The following is a 15,841-nucleotide window of genomic DNA, read 5'->3' as shown; positions in this document are numbered from 1 at the left end:
GACCCGGACACCGCCCGGCAGCCCTCCGACGCCCCCGCACCCGTGAGCCCCGCCTCCCCGGCCCGGCGACGGCTCCCCGTGCGGGCCGCCCGCCCGGTCGACTGGGCGGCGCAGCCGCCCACCTGGCGGGAGGCGTCCCCCGCCCTGATCGCCGCCGCGCTCCGGCGGGCCACCGCGCGCCCCTCCGGCAACTGGTACGTGCTCGGCGCCAGTACGGACATCCGCGCCGGCCGCCGCCCCTACGGCAGGAACGTCGCCGGCACCGAGGTGGTCGCCTGGCGCGGGCCCGCCGGGGAGCTGCTCGCCGGCCCCGGGGCCTGCCCCCACCTCGGCGCACCGCTCTGCGAGAGCCCCGTGCGCCAGGGGCGGCTGATCTGCCACTGGCACGGGCTGCGCCTGGACGGGCGGCCCTTCGCCGGGTGGCGGCCGTACCCCGCGTACGACGACGGGGTGCTCGCCTGGGTGCGGCTGGACGCCGTCGGTGGCGAGGAGCCGCTGGACCGGCCGGTGCGCGTGGACCGGCCCCCGGCGGCGGCCCGGATCGCGGCGGTCACCGAGGCGGAGGGCCGCTGCGAACCGGAGGACGTCGTCGCCAACCGCCTCGACCCCTGGCACGGCGCCTGGTTCCACCCGTACTCGTTCACGCGCCTCACCGTCGTCGAGGCCCCCGCGCCCGCGCCCGCCCCCGGCCTCGACGGCTTCCGCGACCCGGCCGAGGACCGCTTCGTCGTCGAGGTGTCCTTCAGGGTGACCTCGCGCGGCGCGGTGCCCGTGCGGGCGGCGTTCACGGCGCCGGGCCCGCGCACGGTGGTGATGCGCATCCTGGACGGCGAGGGCGCGGGCTCGGTGGTCGAGACCCACGCCACCCCGCTCGGCACGGACGAGCGGGGGCGCCCCCGCACCGCCGTGATCGAGGCCGTGCTCGCCACGTCGGACCGGCCCGGCTTCGCCCTGGCCCGCGCCGCGGCCCCGCTGTTCCGCCCCCTCCTGCGGTCGGCGGCCGCCCGCCTCTGGCGCGACGACCTCGCCTACGCCGAACGCCGCCGCCTCCTCCGCGCCACGGGCCGCTTTCCTGGCTGAGCGCGCCACGGGCCGCTGCCCCGGCTGAGCCCGTCCCGGACCAGGATCAGCCGCAGCGGGCCGCCAGGGCGCGCAGGACCCGTACGCGGCCGGCCCGCGGGACCGTCCAGAGGGCGTGGCCGCGCACGCCCCACCGTTCCAACAGCGCGTTGGCGGCCAGAAAGCCGGTCGTGGCCGCGCGCTCCATCAGGGCCACCGGCAGATCCGTCCGCACCAGGTCGCCCGCGAGGACCAGGCCGGGCTCCGGTGTGCGCACGCCCGGCCGGTCCCCGAAGCCGCCCGCCGCGAACAGCGGGCAGTCCGCGTGCCACGCGTGCGCCGCGTCCACCAGCTCGGCGTCCCGCGTCTCGGGCCAGAGCCGGTGCAGCTCCGCCACCAGCCGGTGCTCCACGGCGGCGCGGTCCGCCGCCTCCGGGACGGCGTACGCGTGCAGTTCGACGACCGAGCCGCCGGTGCGGGCCGCCCAGTGGGCGGCCTCTCCCTCCCATCGGGACGGCAGGCTGACGTTGTCCAGCGGGCCGTACCCGCTCGTGCCCACGAAGCCCGGCCGCTCCGGGCGCACGGGCCGGTCCAGCCACAGCCGGGACACCAGGAACGGCGGCGCGGTGCGCAGGCCGGCGACGCGGCGGCGCCAGGTCGCGTCCCCGAGGCCCGGTGAGGCGGCGACCACCCGGCGCAGGCCGGCCACGTCCAGGGCCAGCACCACCGCGTCGTACCGCTCCCGGCCGTCGGGCTCTCCCGCCCGTGCCCGACCCCGCCCCCGCCCGCGCTCGGAGGAGCCGGCCGCCGTCAGCACCTCGTACGCCCCCGTGGGGGAGTGGCGGGCCAGCGCGCGGACCGGGGTCGCCGTCCGCAGCGTCGCGCCGAGGCCGCGCAGGCGCTCCGCCAGCGGGTCCCACAGGGCCGTGGGGAACGGCTCGTTCACCACGTCGAAGAGGAGCCCCTCGCTCGACCCCAGGAAGTAGATGTGGAACATCAGCGCGAGCTCGGCCGCCGACAGCTGTGAGGGGTCGGCGAAGAAGCTCCGGGAGAACACCTGGAACGCCAGGCTCCGGGCGGCCGGCGGGAAGGCGACGGCGCGCAGGAAGTCGTCCGCCGTGACGCCGTCGAGCCGTTCGTAGACCTCCGGCACGCGCACGTCCAGCAGCGGCAGGGCCGCCCTCGGGCTCATCCGCAGCAGATCGGACCAGGTGAACGTCGGGCTGCGGGCGACGAAGCCGAGCGCGCTCCAGGGCGGGGTGCGCGGCACGCGGGCGAAGCCGTCGACCGCGCCCCCGCTGTGGACGAGGGGGTAGTCCGGCAGGGCGGACAGCATGCCCAGCCCGTCGTCCACGCGCCGCAGCAGCGCCCGCAGGTTGTAGTACTGCCGGAAGAACGCGTGGAAGCCGCGCGTCATGGTCGCCGTGGAGCCGTCCGCGAGGGTGAGGGGCCGGCCCGCGAGCCGGCCGCCCGGCGACGGCTCGCGCTCGTACAGCGTGACCCGAACGCCGCGTTCGGCGAGCGCGGTGGCCGCCGTCAGCCCGGCGATGCCGCCGCCGACGACGGCCACCCGGGGCGCCGGCCGGCCCGCGCGGGGCGCGCCGGGCGGCGCCGGGATCGCCCGCGCCAGGCGGTCGCGCGGGCGCGGGTCGGGCGCCTCGTACGACCAGGCGGCCGGCGGTGCGGTTCGGGGAGCGGCCGGCGGGGCCAGCAGGCCGGCGCGGCTCAGGCGTACGGCGCGGTTGACCCGGTTGATGAAGTGCAGATGGCTCATGCGGTGCGCCTCATGCGGTGCCTCCGTCTTCGGGCGCGGTGCGGTGCGGTGCGGTGCCGGCCGGTCGGTCCGTCGGTCCGTGTCACCGATGTCACCGGCCCATCGTCGCCCCGCGCGGTGGCCCGACCGGCGCAGGCATGACGGGCGGTCGCGTGCGATGCGGGGTGGATGGGGCCGTTCGGGGGAAGCGTGGGGGCGCGCGTTCGCTGTCGGCGGGGAGCGCGCCGTACGAGGGCTGCGCGCTCGGGCGCGCCGCATGTCGAGCGCGCCGCAGGGGTCCGGGCGGCCTACGTGCCCGGCGCGTCCCGCTCCCGTCGTCGCAGCAGCGGCAGCTCCACCGCCGAGCGCAGCATGGGCCGTACGGGCGTCGTCAGCCCGATGGCGACCCCCTCCCACCACCGGGACCGGCCGTCCAGGAACCGCAGCAGCCGGTCGGGCCGGTTGCGGGCGAACAGCCGGCAGAAGAACTCGGCGCCGTCGATCCGGCCGGTCGTCAGCGCCCGCAACAGCACCGCGTCCATGGCGAGATGGCGTGCGGCGTGCGGGGGCGGCGGCACGGGCTCGCGGCCCCGGCCGTACGCGGCGGCGACGGCCCGGCTCTGCCGCTGGATCGCGGCGAACGCGTACCCCGTGGCCGGCCGGACGGCGCCGCCCGCGGCCCCGACGCGGAACACCGAGCGGCCCGCACGCCGGGGGAACACGGCGTCCGTCATGGGGATGGCCCCCTGCTCCGTGCCGAGCACCGTCACCGAGCCCAGGCCCAGCACCTCCCGGGTGTAGTGCCGCAGCGCGCCCTCGTACGCCGCCTCGCTCAGCGGGGCCGCGGAGAACTCCGTGTACTCCACCAGGGCCTCGCGCCGCCCCAGCGGCAGCACATAGCCGAACGACAGGCCGTGCGCGGGCCGGGGCGTGCGGAAGTCCATCAGCTCGACGACCTCCGGGTCGAACACGTCGCCCGCGCAGCGCACGAACCAGCCGCGGAAGTGCTGGAGCAGCGCGCTGCGGGCCGGGGGCCGCCGCGGCGGCGGCCGGGAGTCGAAGACCCAGCGGGCGCGGAGGGACAGCGGCGCGCCCCGCTCGTCCGTACCGCGCACCCAGGCGCCCTTGGCGGCGCGGCGCGCGCCGGGGCCGGTCGGGCCCTCGGCTTCGCAATTGGCGCTGGTGTGGGTGTCGGCGTCGTGCACGGCGTGGACCGTGGCCGTCAGCAACCGCACGTGCGGGAGGCGCGCCAGCCGGTCCCTCATCGCGCGGACGTAGTCCGAAGAACGGAGCATCTTGTAGCGCAGATCGCCGAGGTGGGCGGGGATCACCAGCCCGTTCGGGGCGCGCACCCGGAGGTGGCCCCAGGAGGCCGTCAGCAGATCGTCGTACGCGCCGGGGCCGCTCTCCCAGAAGCACCAGGTGCGCTCCGGGGAGCGGGCCGGGCCGGGCGCGGCCTCGACCAGGACCACGGAGGGCGGGGTTCCGTGGGGGCCGGTGGTGGTGGCCAGCGCGTGCGCCAGGGACAGACCGGCGGCGCCGGCGCCGACGATCGCGATGTCCGTGTCCTTCGCCACCGCGCCGTTCGCGCCGTCCACCGCGCCTTCCGCGTCGCTCACGTCGGCCGTGTTCCACGCCGGTCGACTCCTCACACGCGGTCCGAGGGGCACGGGGAGGGGCCGTCCGGGGCACGCCCTGTCCCGGGCCCGCGGCCCGCCGTGCCCCGTCGCCCGCGGCCCGTCGTGTCCCGGGCCCGCGTGCCGCCGCGCCCCGTCGCCCGTGCTGCCGTAACGATTCCGCACTGGCGCCACGGGCACCGAGGGACCGTCACTCCGGGGGAGGGCCCAGCGGCATGGCCGCCAGCGCCCGGGCGACCCCCGCCAGGTTCGCCGCCATCGCCCGCGCCGTCTTGTGCGACCAGTCGTGGCCCCGCTCCTCGTCGAGGTAGTCCGGTCCCGGCCCCGGCCCCAGATGCCAGTACGTCCACGCCTGGCCGGGCACCGTGTAGCCGATGTCGGCCAGCGCGCCGGAGATCTCGCTGATGACGTGGTGCGCCCCGTCCTCGTTGCCGGTCACCACGACACCGGCCACGCGGTTGTACGCCACCGGGCGCCCCTCCTGGTCGGTCTCCGACAGCATCGCGTCCATGCGCTCCAGCACGCGCTGCGCCACGGAGGAGGGCCGGCCGAGCCAGGTGGGCGACGCCATCACCAGGATCTGTGAGGCCAGCAGCTTCTCGTGCACCTCCGGCCAGGCGTCGCCCGGACCGGCGTCCGTGACGACGCCGGGTTTGATGGCCAGATCCACGGCCCGCACCGTCTCGACCCGTACGCCCTGCTGCCGCAGCCCGGTGCTGACCACGTCCGCCAGCGCCTCGGTGTTGGAGGGCGTCGGGGACGCCTTGAGCGTGCAATTGATCACCAGTGCCTTCATGCCCGGTGGCTTACCCTCGCCTTCCGGGGCACAGACTGGGCCGAACGGGCGGGCCCGACCGCCGCGCCACACGGGTGGTTGTCGCGCCGCGCGGACATGTCCCGGGCCCGAACGGGCAACACGTGCGGGCATGACTGGTGTGCATGAGACAGCTGTTCCTGTAAAAGCGACGGAGGGTTCGGAGGGTTCGAGAAGCTCCGGGAGCCCGGGGGGTTCCGGGGGCGAACGAGGGTTCGCGACCGGGCGCGCGGTGGCCCGCCGTGGGCGTACGGCCGCGGTGCTGTGTGCCGCGGCCGTCGCGGCGGCGCTGGTGACCGGCTGCGGTGACGACGGCGGAAACGGCGGCGCGACCACCCCGCCGCCGGTGGCCACCCCGCCGACCGTGGCCTCGGAGCCGGCCGGCTCCCCCTCGCCCGGTGGTTCTCCCGACGGCTCGCCGGGCACTCAGGGGCTGACCCAGGACCAGGCCGACCGCAAGGCGCTGATCCCGGCGGCGAAGGTGAAGTACGGGCAGGCGGCCGACACGGCCGTGGGCAAGGTCCCCGGCGGAAAGCTCGTCGAGGCCGAGCTGAAGCGGGCCGACGGCGGCGCGCCCCAGTGGCGTACGAAGGTGGCGGCGCAGGACGGCACGGTGCACGAGGTGCGGATCGACGCGGTCTCCGGGCAGGTGTCCCACAGTCAGGTGGAGGCCGGCCAGGACGCCGAGGACAAGCGGAAGATCACCGACCGGCTCGGCAAGGCCACGCTGTCGCCGCAGCGGGCCGCCGACATCGCCACCGGGCGCAAGGAGGGCACGGTGTCCTCCGTGAAGCTCGACGACACGGATGACGGCACGCTCGTCTGGTCCGTCGACGTGGTCACCACGAACGACTGGAACAAGACGACGTTCGACGTCGGCGCGGCGGACGGCAACGTTCTGCGCGAGCACGTCGACCGCGACTGAGGCGGTTCGCCTCCGGCGGTTTCGCGGGCGGGGGCCGCTGGGGCGGAGGCGACCGGCCGCTGCCGACCGTTCCCGGGTTCGGGCTCGCGGCCCCGCCCCGGCTGCGCCGGGGTGACGGGCCGCCGCCCGAGCGGGGCGGGGCCGGATGATGCGGCCGCGCGTCTGCGGGCCCGGCCGGTCGTAATCCCGCGCCCGCTGATGGGATCGACCGTGAGTTTGCGCCTGCTGGTCGGGCTGGCCGTACGGCTGCGGCCGCGTTGCTGCCCGGCCGGGCCGGCTGCCGGCCCGCGGCTGTCGGAGGGATCGGCCGTGGGCCCGCGCTTGCCGATGCGGGTCGGCTCTTCGGCCACGCGCCCGCGGGTCGGTCCGGCCGTACGGCCTGGCGTCCGCCCGGCGGGCCGGGTACGAGACTGCGCCTACCGGTGCGGGTCGGCGTCGTGGTCACGCGCCTGCCGGTTGGTCCGGCCGTACGGGGGTGCGGCCGCGTCGTTGCCCGGCGGGGTCGGTTGTCGGCTCGCGGCTGCCTGGTGGGGCCGGCCGTGGGCCCGCGCTTGCGGATGCGGCGCCGGCCGTACGGCCATGTGCCTGCCGGTTGTGTCGGCTGTACGGCCGCGTGAGCGTTCGGCGGGGGCGGCCGCGAGGCCGCGTCCGCCCGGGACGACCGGTCGTGGGCCCGCGCCCGTCGGTGCGGGGCGGGCGGGTCAGTCCTGGGGCGTCGTCCTGATGAGCGGCGCGTCACGTGAGAGCTCCCGGAACCCCACGCTGTCGTACAACCCGCGCGCCTGGGGGTGCCCAGGCGCCCCCAGGCACGCCACCGTCGCGTGAGTGGCCCCGGCCGCCCGCGCCCGGCGCATCCCGTGCAGGAGCATCGCCCTCGCCAGGCCGCGGCGCCGGTATGCCGGATGCGTCCCGACCGGCTCGAACTCAACAGTCCTGTTCGCTTCATCGAGCCACAGGATCGTCGAGGCCGCTATCGTCCCGTCCGGCGCCTCCACCAGGATGTGCAGGTCGCCGCGGTACGACGCCGTCCGCCGGACGCCCTCGTAGCTCTCGGCCGAGTACGTCGAGGGGGCCCAGGCGTCCACATGGGCCCGGACCGCGGCCCGCGGCCCGGCCTCGTCGGCGGTGCGGAACCGGAACCCGTCCGGCAGTACCGGCCGTGCCACGTCGGTGAGGTCCCGCTCGTTGAGCCGCATCCAGGACCCGGTGTCGCCGAGCGCGGCCGGATCGGTCGCGTAGCCGTGCGCCGCCCAGCGCTCCAGGGCGAACTCATCGGCGGTGCCCGGCCGCACCGTACGGTCGACGCCCGCCGCAGCGCCGTCGTACCAGTCGATCACCTCGTCCACCAGCCCGGCGTGGTCGGGGTGGACCTGATACGCCAGATACGCGCCGGTGACGTCCTTCACCGACCCGTCGCTCCGCCGCACCCGGTGCGGAAGGAACGCCCAGCCCCAGGCCACGAGGTTCCCGCCGGAGAACCACAGCCGCCGTGCCCAGCTCGCGCTGTCGACGGCGTGCCCCCTGCCCCAGGTCCAGGCCAGCTCGCCGAACGACGCGTCGCTGTTCACCAGCTCCGGGCGGGTGGCGGTGACACGCTGCGCCAGCCCCTGCATGAGCCGCAGGTCCGCGGCGGTCACCCGCTCGAAGGTCGCCATGGTGCGCCACTGTGTCAGGGCTCGGCACGGCCGTCGAACCGTTTTCCGCGGCCGCGCCGATCGCGACAGCCGCCGGCTGCCGGGCGCACGCGCGCAGTACGTCAACGGGCCGCGTTCGTCGCGCGGCGGCGCGGGGGCGGTGTGAGACTGGCTGCCGAGGAGGCGAGCCGGGATGGACACCAGGGCGGCGGTGGCGGGCATGGACGAGCGGCTGCTGGAGGAGCTGCTCGGCGAGGCCCACGCCGCCGGCCCCGGCGACCTCCCCGAGGTCGTCGCCCGGAGCGCCGCCGCGCTCGGCCTCGACCGGGCGGTGATCTACCTCGTCGACCTCCAGCAGCGCGACCTCGTGCCGCTCGGCGAGGGCGAGCGGTCCCTCGCCGTCGACTCCTCGCTGGCCGGCTGGGCCTACCGCACGCTCTCCGTCCGGGTGGAGGAGAACGGGGCCGCCGGGCTGGCCGTCTGGTTCCCCCTCGTCGACGGCGCCGAGCGCCTCGGCGTCCTCGGCGTGTGGACCGAGACGCTGAGCGCCACCCGGCTGCGCCGCTGTCGGATGCTCGCCTCGCTCACCGCGATGGTGATCACGTCGAAGCGGGCGCACAGCGACAGCTTCGCCCGGCTGACCCGCACCGAGTCCATGCGGCTGCCCGCCGAGATGCTGCGCGCGTTCCTGCCCCCGCGCACCATCGGCAACGCGCAGGTCGTCTCCACGGCGGTGCTGGAGCCGGCGTACGAGATCGGTGGCGACGCCTTCGACCACTCCCTGACCCAGACCGAGCTGCACGCGGCGATCCTCGACGCGATGGGCCACGACCTCGCCTCCGGCCTGACCACCTCCGTCGCCCTCGCCGGGTGCCGCAACGGCCGGCGCAACGGCGTCCAGCTGCCGCGGCTCGTCGAGACCGTCGACGAGGCGCTCTCCCAGTGGCTCCCCGACCAGTTCTGCACCGGTGTGCTCCTGGAGCTCGACCTCGCCGGCGGGGCGCTCCGCTGGTGCAACTGCGGGCACCCGCCCCCGCTGCTGATCCGCGACGAGCACGTGGTGGCGCAGGCGCTGGACCGCCCGGCGGAGCCGCCGATGGGGATGCCGGCCCAGTTCATGACCGCGCCCAGAGAGGTGCACGAGGCGCAGTTGGAGCCCGGCGACCGGGTGCTGCTCTACACCGACGGCGTCACGGAGGCCCGCGTCCACGGCGGCGCCCAGCTCGGCACCGACCGGTTCACCGACTCCATCATCCGGGCGACGGCCGCCGGGGAGCCGGCCTCGGAGGCGCTGCGGCGCCTCATTCACGAGATCCTCGACCGGCAGGCGGACCAGTTGCGCGACGACGCGACGATGTTGCTGATCGAGTGGAAGCCGCCGCCCCGGCCCTGACCGGGGCCGGGGCCGGGGTCGGGGCCCGTGGCGGGCCCGGGCGTGCTTCCCGGTGTCGTCGTCAGGCCCCAGTGCCGGCCCGGTGCCGTCCCCGTGCCGGCCCGGTGCCGTCCCCGTGCCGGCCCTGTGTCGGCCCCGTGCCGTCACGGCTTCCACCAGGGCGCGTTGCCGGACGTGTCCCGCAGCGCGTTCGTCGCGCAGTGCACCTCGCCCCCCGCCAGGTGCGCCCAGAGGAAGTCCTCCACCCAGTGCACCCGTACGCCCTGGCGGGCCAGGGCGCGCTCGGTCGCGGCCCGGAACAGGTCCACGCCCCCGACCCGCGGCCCGTGCGGGTCCGGCGCCGCGTAGTGGCGGTCGCTCAACGAGAGGCCGTTGGCGATGCCGGGCGAGAAGGCGATGGCCCGCTCCTCCGGCGCCGACGGATCGATCCGGCCCTTCACATAGAGCACCGGCACCCGTACCAGCTCGTGCTCGCTCAGCCCGGTCTCCCGCAGCAGGGTCGCCACCTGTCCGTCGACGCGGCGCGCGGAGTCCTCGTTGTCCCGCAGGAACTTCTCGTCGGCGAGGAGGGCGTTCACCGTCGGCTTGTCAGGGGCGTCCGTGTCCGCGAACAGCCGTCGGCCGCCCTCGCCGCGCGCCGCGGCCTCCCGCAGCAGCCGCTCCGCGAGCCGGGGGTCGGACACCATCAGCGTCCAGCCGCGCGCGTTGTCCGCGCGCACCACGTGAACCGTCTCGTCCGTGTGCCCCACGATCAGCCACGACGTGTCGATGGCGATCGGCTTCTGCTGCCCCTGCGCCTCCAGCATCCGCACGAACGACGGGTCGGGGGAGCGGTGCGGCGCGGTGCCGTAGACGATGCGGCCCTGCGGATGGCCCGGATACGGCGGCACGGACTCGAAGTTCCCGGTGAAGTTCTGGAGGTCCTCCACCCCCGCCGGCCGATCGGTCGTGAACTGCTGCACGACGCCGACGCCGGGCCCGCGGAAGTCCCGGTACAGCAGCCGCGCGGAGCGGCTGAGCGTGCTCGGCCGGCCGTCCTCGGTCGCCGGCCACAGCACCGGGGCGCGCAGCAGGACCCGCATGCCGTGCGTCCGGCCTCCGGGCGCGGGCATGCTCACCACCCCCGGCTCCACCATGTCCTGGCGCCAGATGTCCCGCCACCAGCCAGGGGTGCCCGCGGTGAAGGTCACGTTCTCCCGGCCCAGGCCGGACTCCGCCGCGGCCCGCAGCAGGGAGTCGGCGAACGGCCGCCACTGCGTCGGCTCGTACCCCGTGCCGACGAAGCCGGGCACGATGCCGCTGCCCTTGCCGGGCTTCGCGGCGAACACCGACTCGGCCCGCTGCAGGTCGTGCTGGACGAGCACGGGCGCGACCTTCATCCGCACCCGGTCGACCCCGCTCCGGCCCCGGTCCGTGACGCTCAGCGAGACGGTGACCTCGCCGTTCCACCGGCCGCGGTCCCGCACGATGTCCCGCCCCTCCAGGGCCAATTCGACTCCGGCCCGCAGCTGGTGCGCGGTCAGGGGGCCGTGCAGGGCGGTGAGGCGGCCGTCCGCGCCCCGGACGAAGACGCGCACCCGGCTCCGGTGCTCGTCCGGTACGGTGACGCGCCCCGTGGCGGCGTCGGAGACGGGCATCGGCCGCACCCGCAGCGGTGCCAGGTCCGCCTCGTCCGCCGCGCCGTTCACCCGGTCGTCGGCCGCGTCGTGGCAGGCGGCGAGGCGCTCGTCCACGGCCGGGTCGATCCGGTCGAGGTCCCCCGGCAGCAGCCGGCAGCGCCGCTCGTCGTCGTCCAGGTTCGGCAGGAACACCGCGCCCCGGCCGGGCGTCCACGTGTCCTCGCCCGCCTCGTCCGTGGAACCGGCGGTGTCCACCCGGCCGTCCTGGTTCACGTCCGCCCGCAGGTCGGGTACGGGGGAGGCGGCCTGGGCGGTGGCTCCGGGGACGGTGGTCGCCAGGACGGCCAGCACGGTGGCGGCGATGGCCCCCGGCCGCGGCCATGGCCTTTCCGTGGGCCTTGTCGTGGGGCTTTGCGTGGGCTTTTCCGCGCGTCTTGCCGGGCTGATTCCCGGGCGGTTTCCCGGGCGGAGGTGTCGCGCGCCGGACATGGTGCCCCCTGGTGTCGTCGTCGGTTTCGACCTCTCTCCCAGGCTCGCCGCTCCGAGGGGCCCGGACATCGTCCGGCGGGCGGAGCCGGCGGCTACATCCTTGTGTGCACCCGCGCGCGGCGCCTCGTCGTGAGCGGGGAGGTGTTCGACGAAAGTCGCAGGGCTGATCGACTCATGCCTCGCGCCCCATCTGCCCACGGCCAAGCCGGCCCAGCGGTGACGGTGACGCTCCCGCCGGGCGAGCCCAGCCGTTGACCTACGCCTGACCTGTTTCGAAGCGGCGTACCTTGTCGTCGGCGATCTCGAAGCGCCAGGCAGTCCGCATCGCGCCCCACTTGTCGTTGCTGAAGTCCGCGATCAGTGCACGTCCGCCTTCCGACACCGAATCGACGCGCATGTGAGCATTGGCGCCGAAGATCTCGGACTCCACCCACTCACGCAAATTCCGGTCGGTACCGTCGTCGGACATGGACGCGTCTCCGGTCAGCGAATCGAAGAATTCTCCTTGGTCCCCCGCGTTGATGGCATCGACGAATTTTGCGACGACTGGGTCCAGCTGATTAGCCACGAGTACCTCCAGTGACTGTGGCCCGATGCGAGTCGCTGTCCCTACCCGGGCGATGATTCAAGAAAACCGTTTCAAGCCATAGGTACGCCGAATGGTCGGTCCGGGGCTCCGCGCCTTCCGCGCGCGCCTTCGACGCCACGTACGGGCGCGCACGTGTCGAACGCCCCGTCAACTCGTGGAATTCGGCCGAGGAGCCACAGCGGCCGCCGGCCCTCCCTCCCGGTGAAATGCCCCCACAGGACGACAGCGAGGACTGGGCATACCTCATGACGAGCGGGGCCTGCGCCTGAGCAAACGGGAACCCTGGGCTCCCTCCCCGATCACCCAGCCCCGTCACGCCCGTGGCGGGGCTTTCGCTTGCCTGGAAGCGGCCCGATCCCCGCGGGGCGTGGCGGTCTCGTCGCTATAGGCCCAGGTCAAAGGCCCACCTCTCCCCGTCCTCGCGGGGCAGGGACCAGCAGTAGACGGAAGTCGCAGCGCTGATCGACTTCGGTCGGCTGCGGGCCGGGCCACGGGCGACCTAGGGTTCTCCCGTGCGGCGGGCGGCTCGGGACGGCCGAGGGGGGCCCGCTGGTGCGGAACGGAGTGCGGAACGGTGGGCGGCGAGCGAGTGGAGCGTACGGAGACGCGGCTGCGGGACGGGGCCGGGGAGCCGGGGGAGCGGTCCGGGCGCCAACCCGAGCAGCGGCTCGTACGGCGGCCCGGCGAACAGCCCAGGCGCCGGCCCGAGGACCGGCCCGGGCAGCGGGCCGCGGAGCGCGCGGCGGGAGCGACGAGGCGGACCGTTCTGGGCCATACGCGCACCGACCTGCTGATGATGTTCGCCGGCATGCCGGCCCTCGGCGCGGTGCTCGGCCTCCTGCTGCCGCCCGGTGCCCGGTGGCTCGTCGAGCTGCCGATCCTGCCGATGCGCGGCCTGTTCGAATTCAGCGCCGGCGCCGAGGAGCCCTGGCAGATCGTCGCCTTCGCCGCGGGCGGGTTGCTGCTCGGCCTCGGCTGCGCCCTCGCCGCGGCGACGGGCGCGATGAAGCTGACGGTGACCGACGCCCGGCTCGTGGCGGAGCGGCGCGAGGGCACGGAGGCGGTGGAACGCGCGGATGTCGCGGCCGTGTTCCTCGACGGGGCGGAGCTCGTGGTGCTCGGCCGCGACTCGCGCCACCTGCTGCGCGGCGCGCACCAGGGGTCCGCCGGGGCGGTGGCGGCGGCGTTCCGCGCGCACGGCTATCCGTGGCGCGAGGCCGACCCGTACGCGGGCCGGTACCGCCGCTGGGTACCCGGCGCACCGGACGTGCCGGCGGAGGCCGACGCCGTACTGGCCGCGCGCCGCGTCGCGCTCAAGCGCAGGACCGACAAGGACGTGCGGGCGCTGAACGACTCGCTGGAGAGGCTCGGGTACGTCGTACGGGACGAGGGCGGCGAACAGTACTGGCGACCGCTCGTCCGGGAGTGACGCCCCGCGCGCCGGGGTGGCCCGTTCAGCCCCCGCGCGGGCTCCGTCGCTACGGGGACTCCGCGATCGGCGAGGTGGCGACGCAGGACGCGACGCCGAACTCGCCCTTGGCGGTGGCGCGCTTGGTCTCCTTGCCGTTGACGCGGATCACGCAGTCGGCCTGGCCGCCGTTCTCGCCGAGCAGCACGCTCACGTCGGGGACGGTGACGATCCCCTTCATGGTGAGCTTCTTCCGCCAGGGCAGGGTGGGGTTCTTCACGGTCTCGGAGGACAACTCCCCCTGGTTGCCGACGCCATAGGTCAGGTCGATCACTCCGCTGCCGGTGACTTCGTACTCCACCTCGTATTCCTTGTTGTCCAGCCGGTCGAACTCCTTCTGGACCTCCTTCTCGACGGAACAGCCGACGACCAGCGCCGCGGCCGCCGCGATGCCGACCACGAACAGACCGGTCCTTCTCGCGCTGCGCACGAATCAACTCCCGAGTCCAAGGGGCATGGGGCCAGCGGGCCCCGCTGAGTGGTGCGGGGATGGCGCGGACGAACGACCTCCCCCCGGCGGATCGGCTCCGCCGGGGGGAGGCGGTCAGTGTCTATCAGCGACGCTCCGAACAGTCCATGGAGCACAGACGTTGCGAGGGCTGAAGGGTGCTACGGATGTATGGCGGCCGCGCCGCGAACATGCGGTACATGGATGGAGAATCCCGCGCGCCCGCCCTATGCTTCCTCCACTTCTCCGTGGGATCTCGGGCCGCCTGTATGCCGTCACGGATCGCGTCCCGGCTTCCGGCAGGCCGCTAGGGGGAAGTTCGCGCGGACAGATACCGGTCGCACACGGACAGCCCCGGTCTCCGTTGGGAGAGTCGATGAACGCTCCTCACAACCCTGACAGAGGAACGCCGGACCCGTCGCTGCGCCACCGGGTCGGGCAGTGGCTGCAAGAGCACAGCAAACACACGTTGGTCGTGGCGGTGGCCGCGGCCCTGGTCGGCGGGGTGACGCCGATCCTGGCCACCGGTGCCCTCCAGGACTGGGTGGGGCCGCGACCTCCCGCGCCGTGCCCGGGAGCCGGTTGCGACGGCCGGAACCCGCTGAAGGAAGGCTGCGCCGCCGACGCGCTGACCTGGCTGCCCGGGGACGACAACCCGGCCGTGCTGCAACTGCGTTACAGCAAGCACTGCGGGGCTGTGTGGGGGCGGATCACCCGGGGCGGAGCCGGAGACCTGGTGACCGTTCGGGTGCACGGCGGTTCGGCGCGCAGCGCGGTCGTCGAGTACGGGCGTGAGCAGTTCACCCCCATGGCGACGGTGCGACGCGCCTTTCGGGTCGTGGCCTGTGCCGAACCGGCCACGACTCCTTCGCCCGCCCGGACATGGGCGAAGTACTGCATACGCGCCACGCACGCCAGCGACTGGAGATGACCCGCCGCCCTGAGCTCGTTCCTCGGCGTCCCTGTCCCGACAGCCGCCGCGGCTGCGCCCCACCCGCGGCTGCAAACGGCCCTTGAGATCGGAGGCCCCGCCCGCGGTGCGCGGGCGGGGCCTCGTCAGCGGGCCGCCGGATCACCAAGGTCAGCGGGCCGCCGGGATCACCAAGGGCGTGCCCGTTTCCGGGTCGTCGATCACTCGGCACTCCAGGCCGAAGACCTCCCTGACCAGGTCCGCCGTGACAATGGCGGAGGGGACGCCCTCGGCGACCACCCTCCCGTCGCGCATCGCGATCAGATGCGTGGCGTAGCGCGCCGCGTGGTTGAGGTCGTGGAGGACCGCGACCAGCGTGCGGTCGTCCTTCTCGTGGAGGTCGGCGCAGAGGTTCAGCACGTCGATCTGGTGGGCGATGTCCAGGTACGTCGTCGGCTCGTCGAGGAGCAGCAGCGGCGTCTGCTGGGCGAGGGCCATCGCGATCCACACCCGCTGCCGCTGTCCGCCCGAGAGCTCGTCGACATGGCGCTCGGCCAGCGCCGAGACCCCCGTCGCCGCCATCGCCTCCGTCACCACTCGCTCGTCCTCCGCCGACCACTGCCGCAACAGGCCCTGGTGCGGGTAGCGGCCACGGGCCACCAGGTCCGCCACCGTGATGCCGTCCGGCGCCGTGGAGGACTGGGGGAGCAGCCCGAGCTTCCTGGCGACCTGCTTGGCGGGCAGCTTGCCGATCGCCTGGCCGTCCAGCAGCACCGAGCCCGCGGTCGGCTTGAGCATCCGGGCCAGCGCCCGCAGCAGCGTCGACTTGCCGCAGGCGTTGGGGCCCACGATGACCGTGAAGGAGTGGTCGGGGATCGCGACCGACAGCCCCTCGGCGACCACGCGCTGGTCGTACGCGAGCGTCACCCCCTCGGCGGCCAACCGGTGCGCCACGCCCCCCGGCACGGCCCCGCCCGCGGCACCCGTACGCGAGCCCGCACCCGTACGCGACTCCACAGCCGTACGCGAGCCCGCACCCGTACGCGTCTCCGTACGCTCCACTCGCTCGCCGCCCACCGTTCCGCACTCCGTTCCGCACCAGC

The 15,841-nt window shown here is 75.1% G+C and carries 13 protein-coding genes; 5 read left to right on the top strand and 8 right to left on the bottom strand.

What is annotated here, in order from left to right; translation table 11 throughout:
- The first annotated feature begins 42 nt into the window (after window positions 1–42).
- Window positions 43–1,080, top strand: a complete 1,038-nt coding sequence (locus ACSNOD_RS17725) for a DUF5914 domain-containing protein (protein WP_436767926.1) — start codon at window positions 43–45, stop codon at window positions 1,078–1,080.
- A gap of 46 nt (window positions 1,081–1,126) precedes the next feature.
- On the opposite strand, the gene ACSNOD_RS17720 is transcribed toward ACSNOD_RS17725, so the two are convergent.
- The 3 genes from ACSNOD_RS17720 to ACSNOD_RS17710 form a co-directional block, all read right to left on the bottom strand.
- Window positions 1,127–2,833: an FAD-dependent oxidoreductase gene (locus tag ACSNOD_RS17720; RefSeq protein WP_436767924.1), complete on the bottom strand. Its 1,707-nt coding sequence runs from the start codon at window positions 2,831–2,833 to the stop codon at window positions 1,127–1,129.
- Between the two features lie 287 nt (window positions 2,834–3,120).
- Window positions 3,121–4,431 (bottom strand): lycopene cyclase family protein, encoded by a 1,311-nt coding sequence (locus ACSNOD_RS17715; RefSeq protein ID WP_436767923.1) that lies wholly within the window; start codon window positions 4,429–4,431, stop codon window positions 3,121–3,123.
- A 208-nt stretch (window positions 4,432–4,639) separates the two neighbouring features.
- A complete protein-coding gene (locus tag ACSNOD_RS17710) occupies window positions 4,640–5,245 on the bottom strand; it encodes a flavodoxin family protein (RefSeq protein ID WP_436767922.1) in 606 nt (201 codons plus the stop codon).
- A gap of 250 nt (window positions 5,246–5,495) precedes the next feature.
- Between ACSNOD_RS17710 and ACSNOD_RS17705 the strand changes: the two genes are divergently transcribed.
- On the top strand, window positions 5,496–6,188 hold the full coding sequence (locus ACSNOD_RS17705; protein WP_436767921.1) for a PepSY domain-containing protein: 693 nt from the start codon (window positions 5,496–5,498) through the stop codon (window positions 6,186–6,188).
- Between the two features lie 701 nt (window positions 6,189–6,889).
- Here the strand turns inward: ACSNOD_RS17705 and ACSNOD_RS17700 are convergent.
- The gene (locus ACSNOD_RS17700) at window positions 6,890–7,843 is read right to left on the bottom strand and encodes a GNAT family N-acetyltransferase (protein ID WP_436767920.1); all 954 of its coding nucleotides are present in this window, start codon (window positions 7,841–7,843) and stop codon (window positions 6,890–6,892) included.
- Window positions 7,844–8,015: 172 nt separating this feature from the next.
- Between ACSNOD_RS17700 and ACSNOD_RS17695 the strand changes: the two genes are divergently transcribed.
- Window positions 8,016–9,215, top strand: coding sequence for a PP2C family protein-serine/threonine phosphatase (locus tag ACSNOD_RS17695; protein WP_436767919.1), 1,200 nt, complete (start codon window positions 8,016–8,018; stop codon window positions 9,213–9,215).
- Between the two features lie 143 nt (window positions 9,216–9,358).
- Here the strand turns inward: ACSNOD_RS17695 and ACSNOD_RS17690 are convergent, their stop codons facing one another.
- Window positions 9,359–11,185, bottom strand: coding sequence for a protein-arginine deiminase family protein (locus ACSNOD_RS17690; protein WP_436767918.1), 1,827 nt, complete (start codon window positions 11,183–11,185; stop codon window positions 9,359–9,361).
- Window positions 11,186–11,579: 394 nt separating this feature from the next.
- Complete coding sequence (locus tag ACSNOD_RS17685; protein WP_436767917.1) at window positions 11,580–11,891, bottom strand: nuclear transport factor 2 family protein; 312 nt, start codon at window positions 11,889–11,891, stop codon at window positions 11,580–11,582.
- A 595-nt stretch (window positions 11,892–12,486) separates the two neighbouring features.
- Between ACSNOD_RS17685 and ACSNOD_RS17680 the strand changes: the two genes are divergently transcribed.
- Window positions 12,487–13,341 carry a YqeB family protein gene (locus ACSNOD_RS17680; RefSeq protein WP_436767916.1) on the top strand — a complete coding sequence of 285 codons (855 nt, stop codon included), beginning with the start codon at window positions 12,487–12,489 and terminating at the stop codon, window positions 13,339–13,341.
- Between the two features lie 49 nt (window positions 13,342–13,390).
- On the opposite strand, the gene ACSNOD_RS17675 is transcribed toward ACSNOD_RS17680, so the two are convergent.
- A complete protein-coding gene (locus ACSNOD_RS17675) occupies window positions 13,391–13,810 on the bottom strand; it encodes a hypothetical protein (RefSeq protein WP_436767915.1) in 420 nt (139 codons plus the stop codon).
- Window positions 13,811–14,204: 394 nt separating this feature from the next.
- Between ACSNOD_RS17675 and ACSNOD_RS17670 the strand changes: the two genes are divergently transcribed.
- Entirely contained in the window at window positions 14,205–14,759 is a 555-nt protein-coding gene (locus ACSNOD_RS17670) for a DUF2690 domain-containing protein (RefSeq protein ID WP_436767914.1), read from the top strand.
- 150 nt (window positions 14,760–14,909) lie between these two features.
- Here ACSNOD_RS17670 and ACSNOD_RS17665 read toward each other — a convergent pair whose 3' ends face one another.
- Window positions 14,910–15,704: an ABC transporter ATP-binding protein gene (locus ACSNOD_RS17665; protein ID WP_436767925.1), complete on the bottom strand. Its 795-nt coding sequence runs from the start codon at window positions 15,702–15,704 to the stop codon at window positions 14,910–14,912.
- Window positions 15,705–15,841 lie beyond the last annotated feature (137 nt).

Origin of the sequence: Streptomyces sp. URMC 123, assembly GCF_051386515.1 — a bacterium.
GTDB lineage: Bacteria > Actinomycetota > Actinomycetes > Streptomycetales > Streptomycetaceae > Streptomyces.
The sequence above is the reverse complement of the archived record's forward strand: the minus strand, read 5'-3'. Positions and strand labels throughout refer to the sequence as shown.

Coding starts and splice junctions, on each gene's coding strand:
- ACSNOD_RS17700 (WP_436767920.1), bottom strand. CDS start 7,843: ATGGCGACCTTCGAGCGGGTGACCGCCGCGGACCTGCGGCTCATGCAG.
- ACSNOD_RS17710 (WP_436767922.1), bottom strand. CDS start 5,245: ATGAAGGCACTGGTGATCAATTGCACGCTCAAGGCGTCCCCGACGCCC.
- ACSNOD_RS17695 (WP_436767919.1), top strand. CDS start 8,016: ATGGACACCAGGGCGGCGGTGGCGGGCATGGACGAGCGGCTGCTGGAG.
- ACSNOD_RS17720 (WP_436767924.1), bottom strand. CDS start 2,833: ATGAGCCATCTGCACTTCATCAACCGGGTCAACCGCGCCGTACGCCTG.
- ACSNOD_RS17670 (WP_436767914.1), top strand. CDS start 14,205: ATGAACGCTCCTCACAACCCTGACAGAGGAACGCCGGACCCGTCGCTG.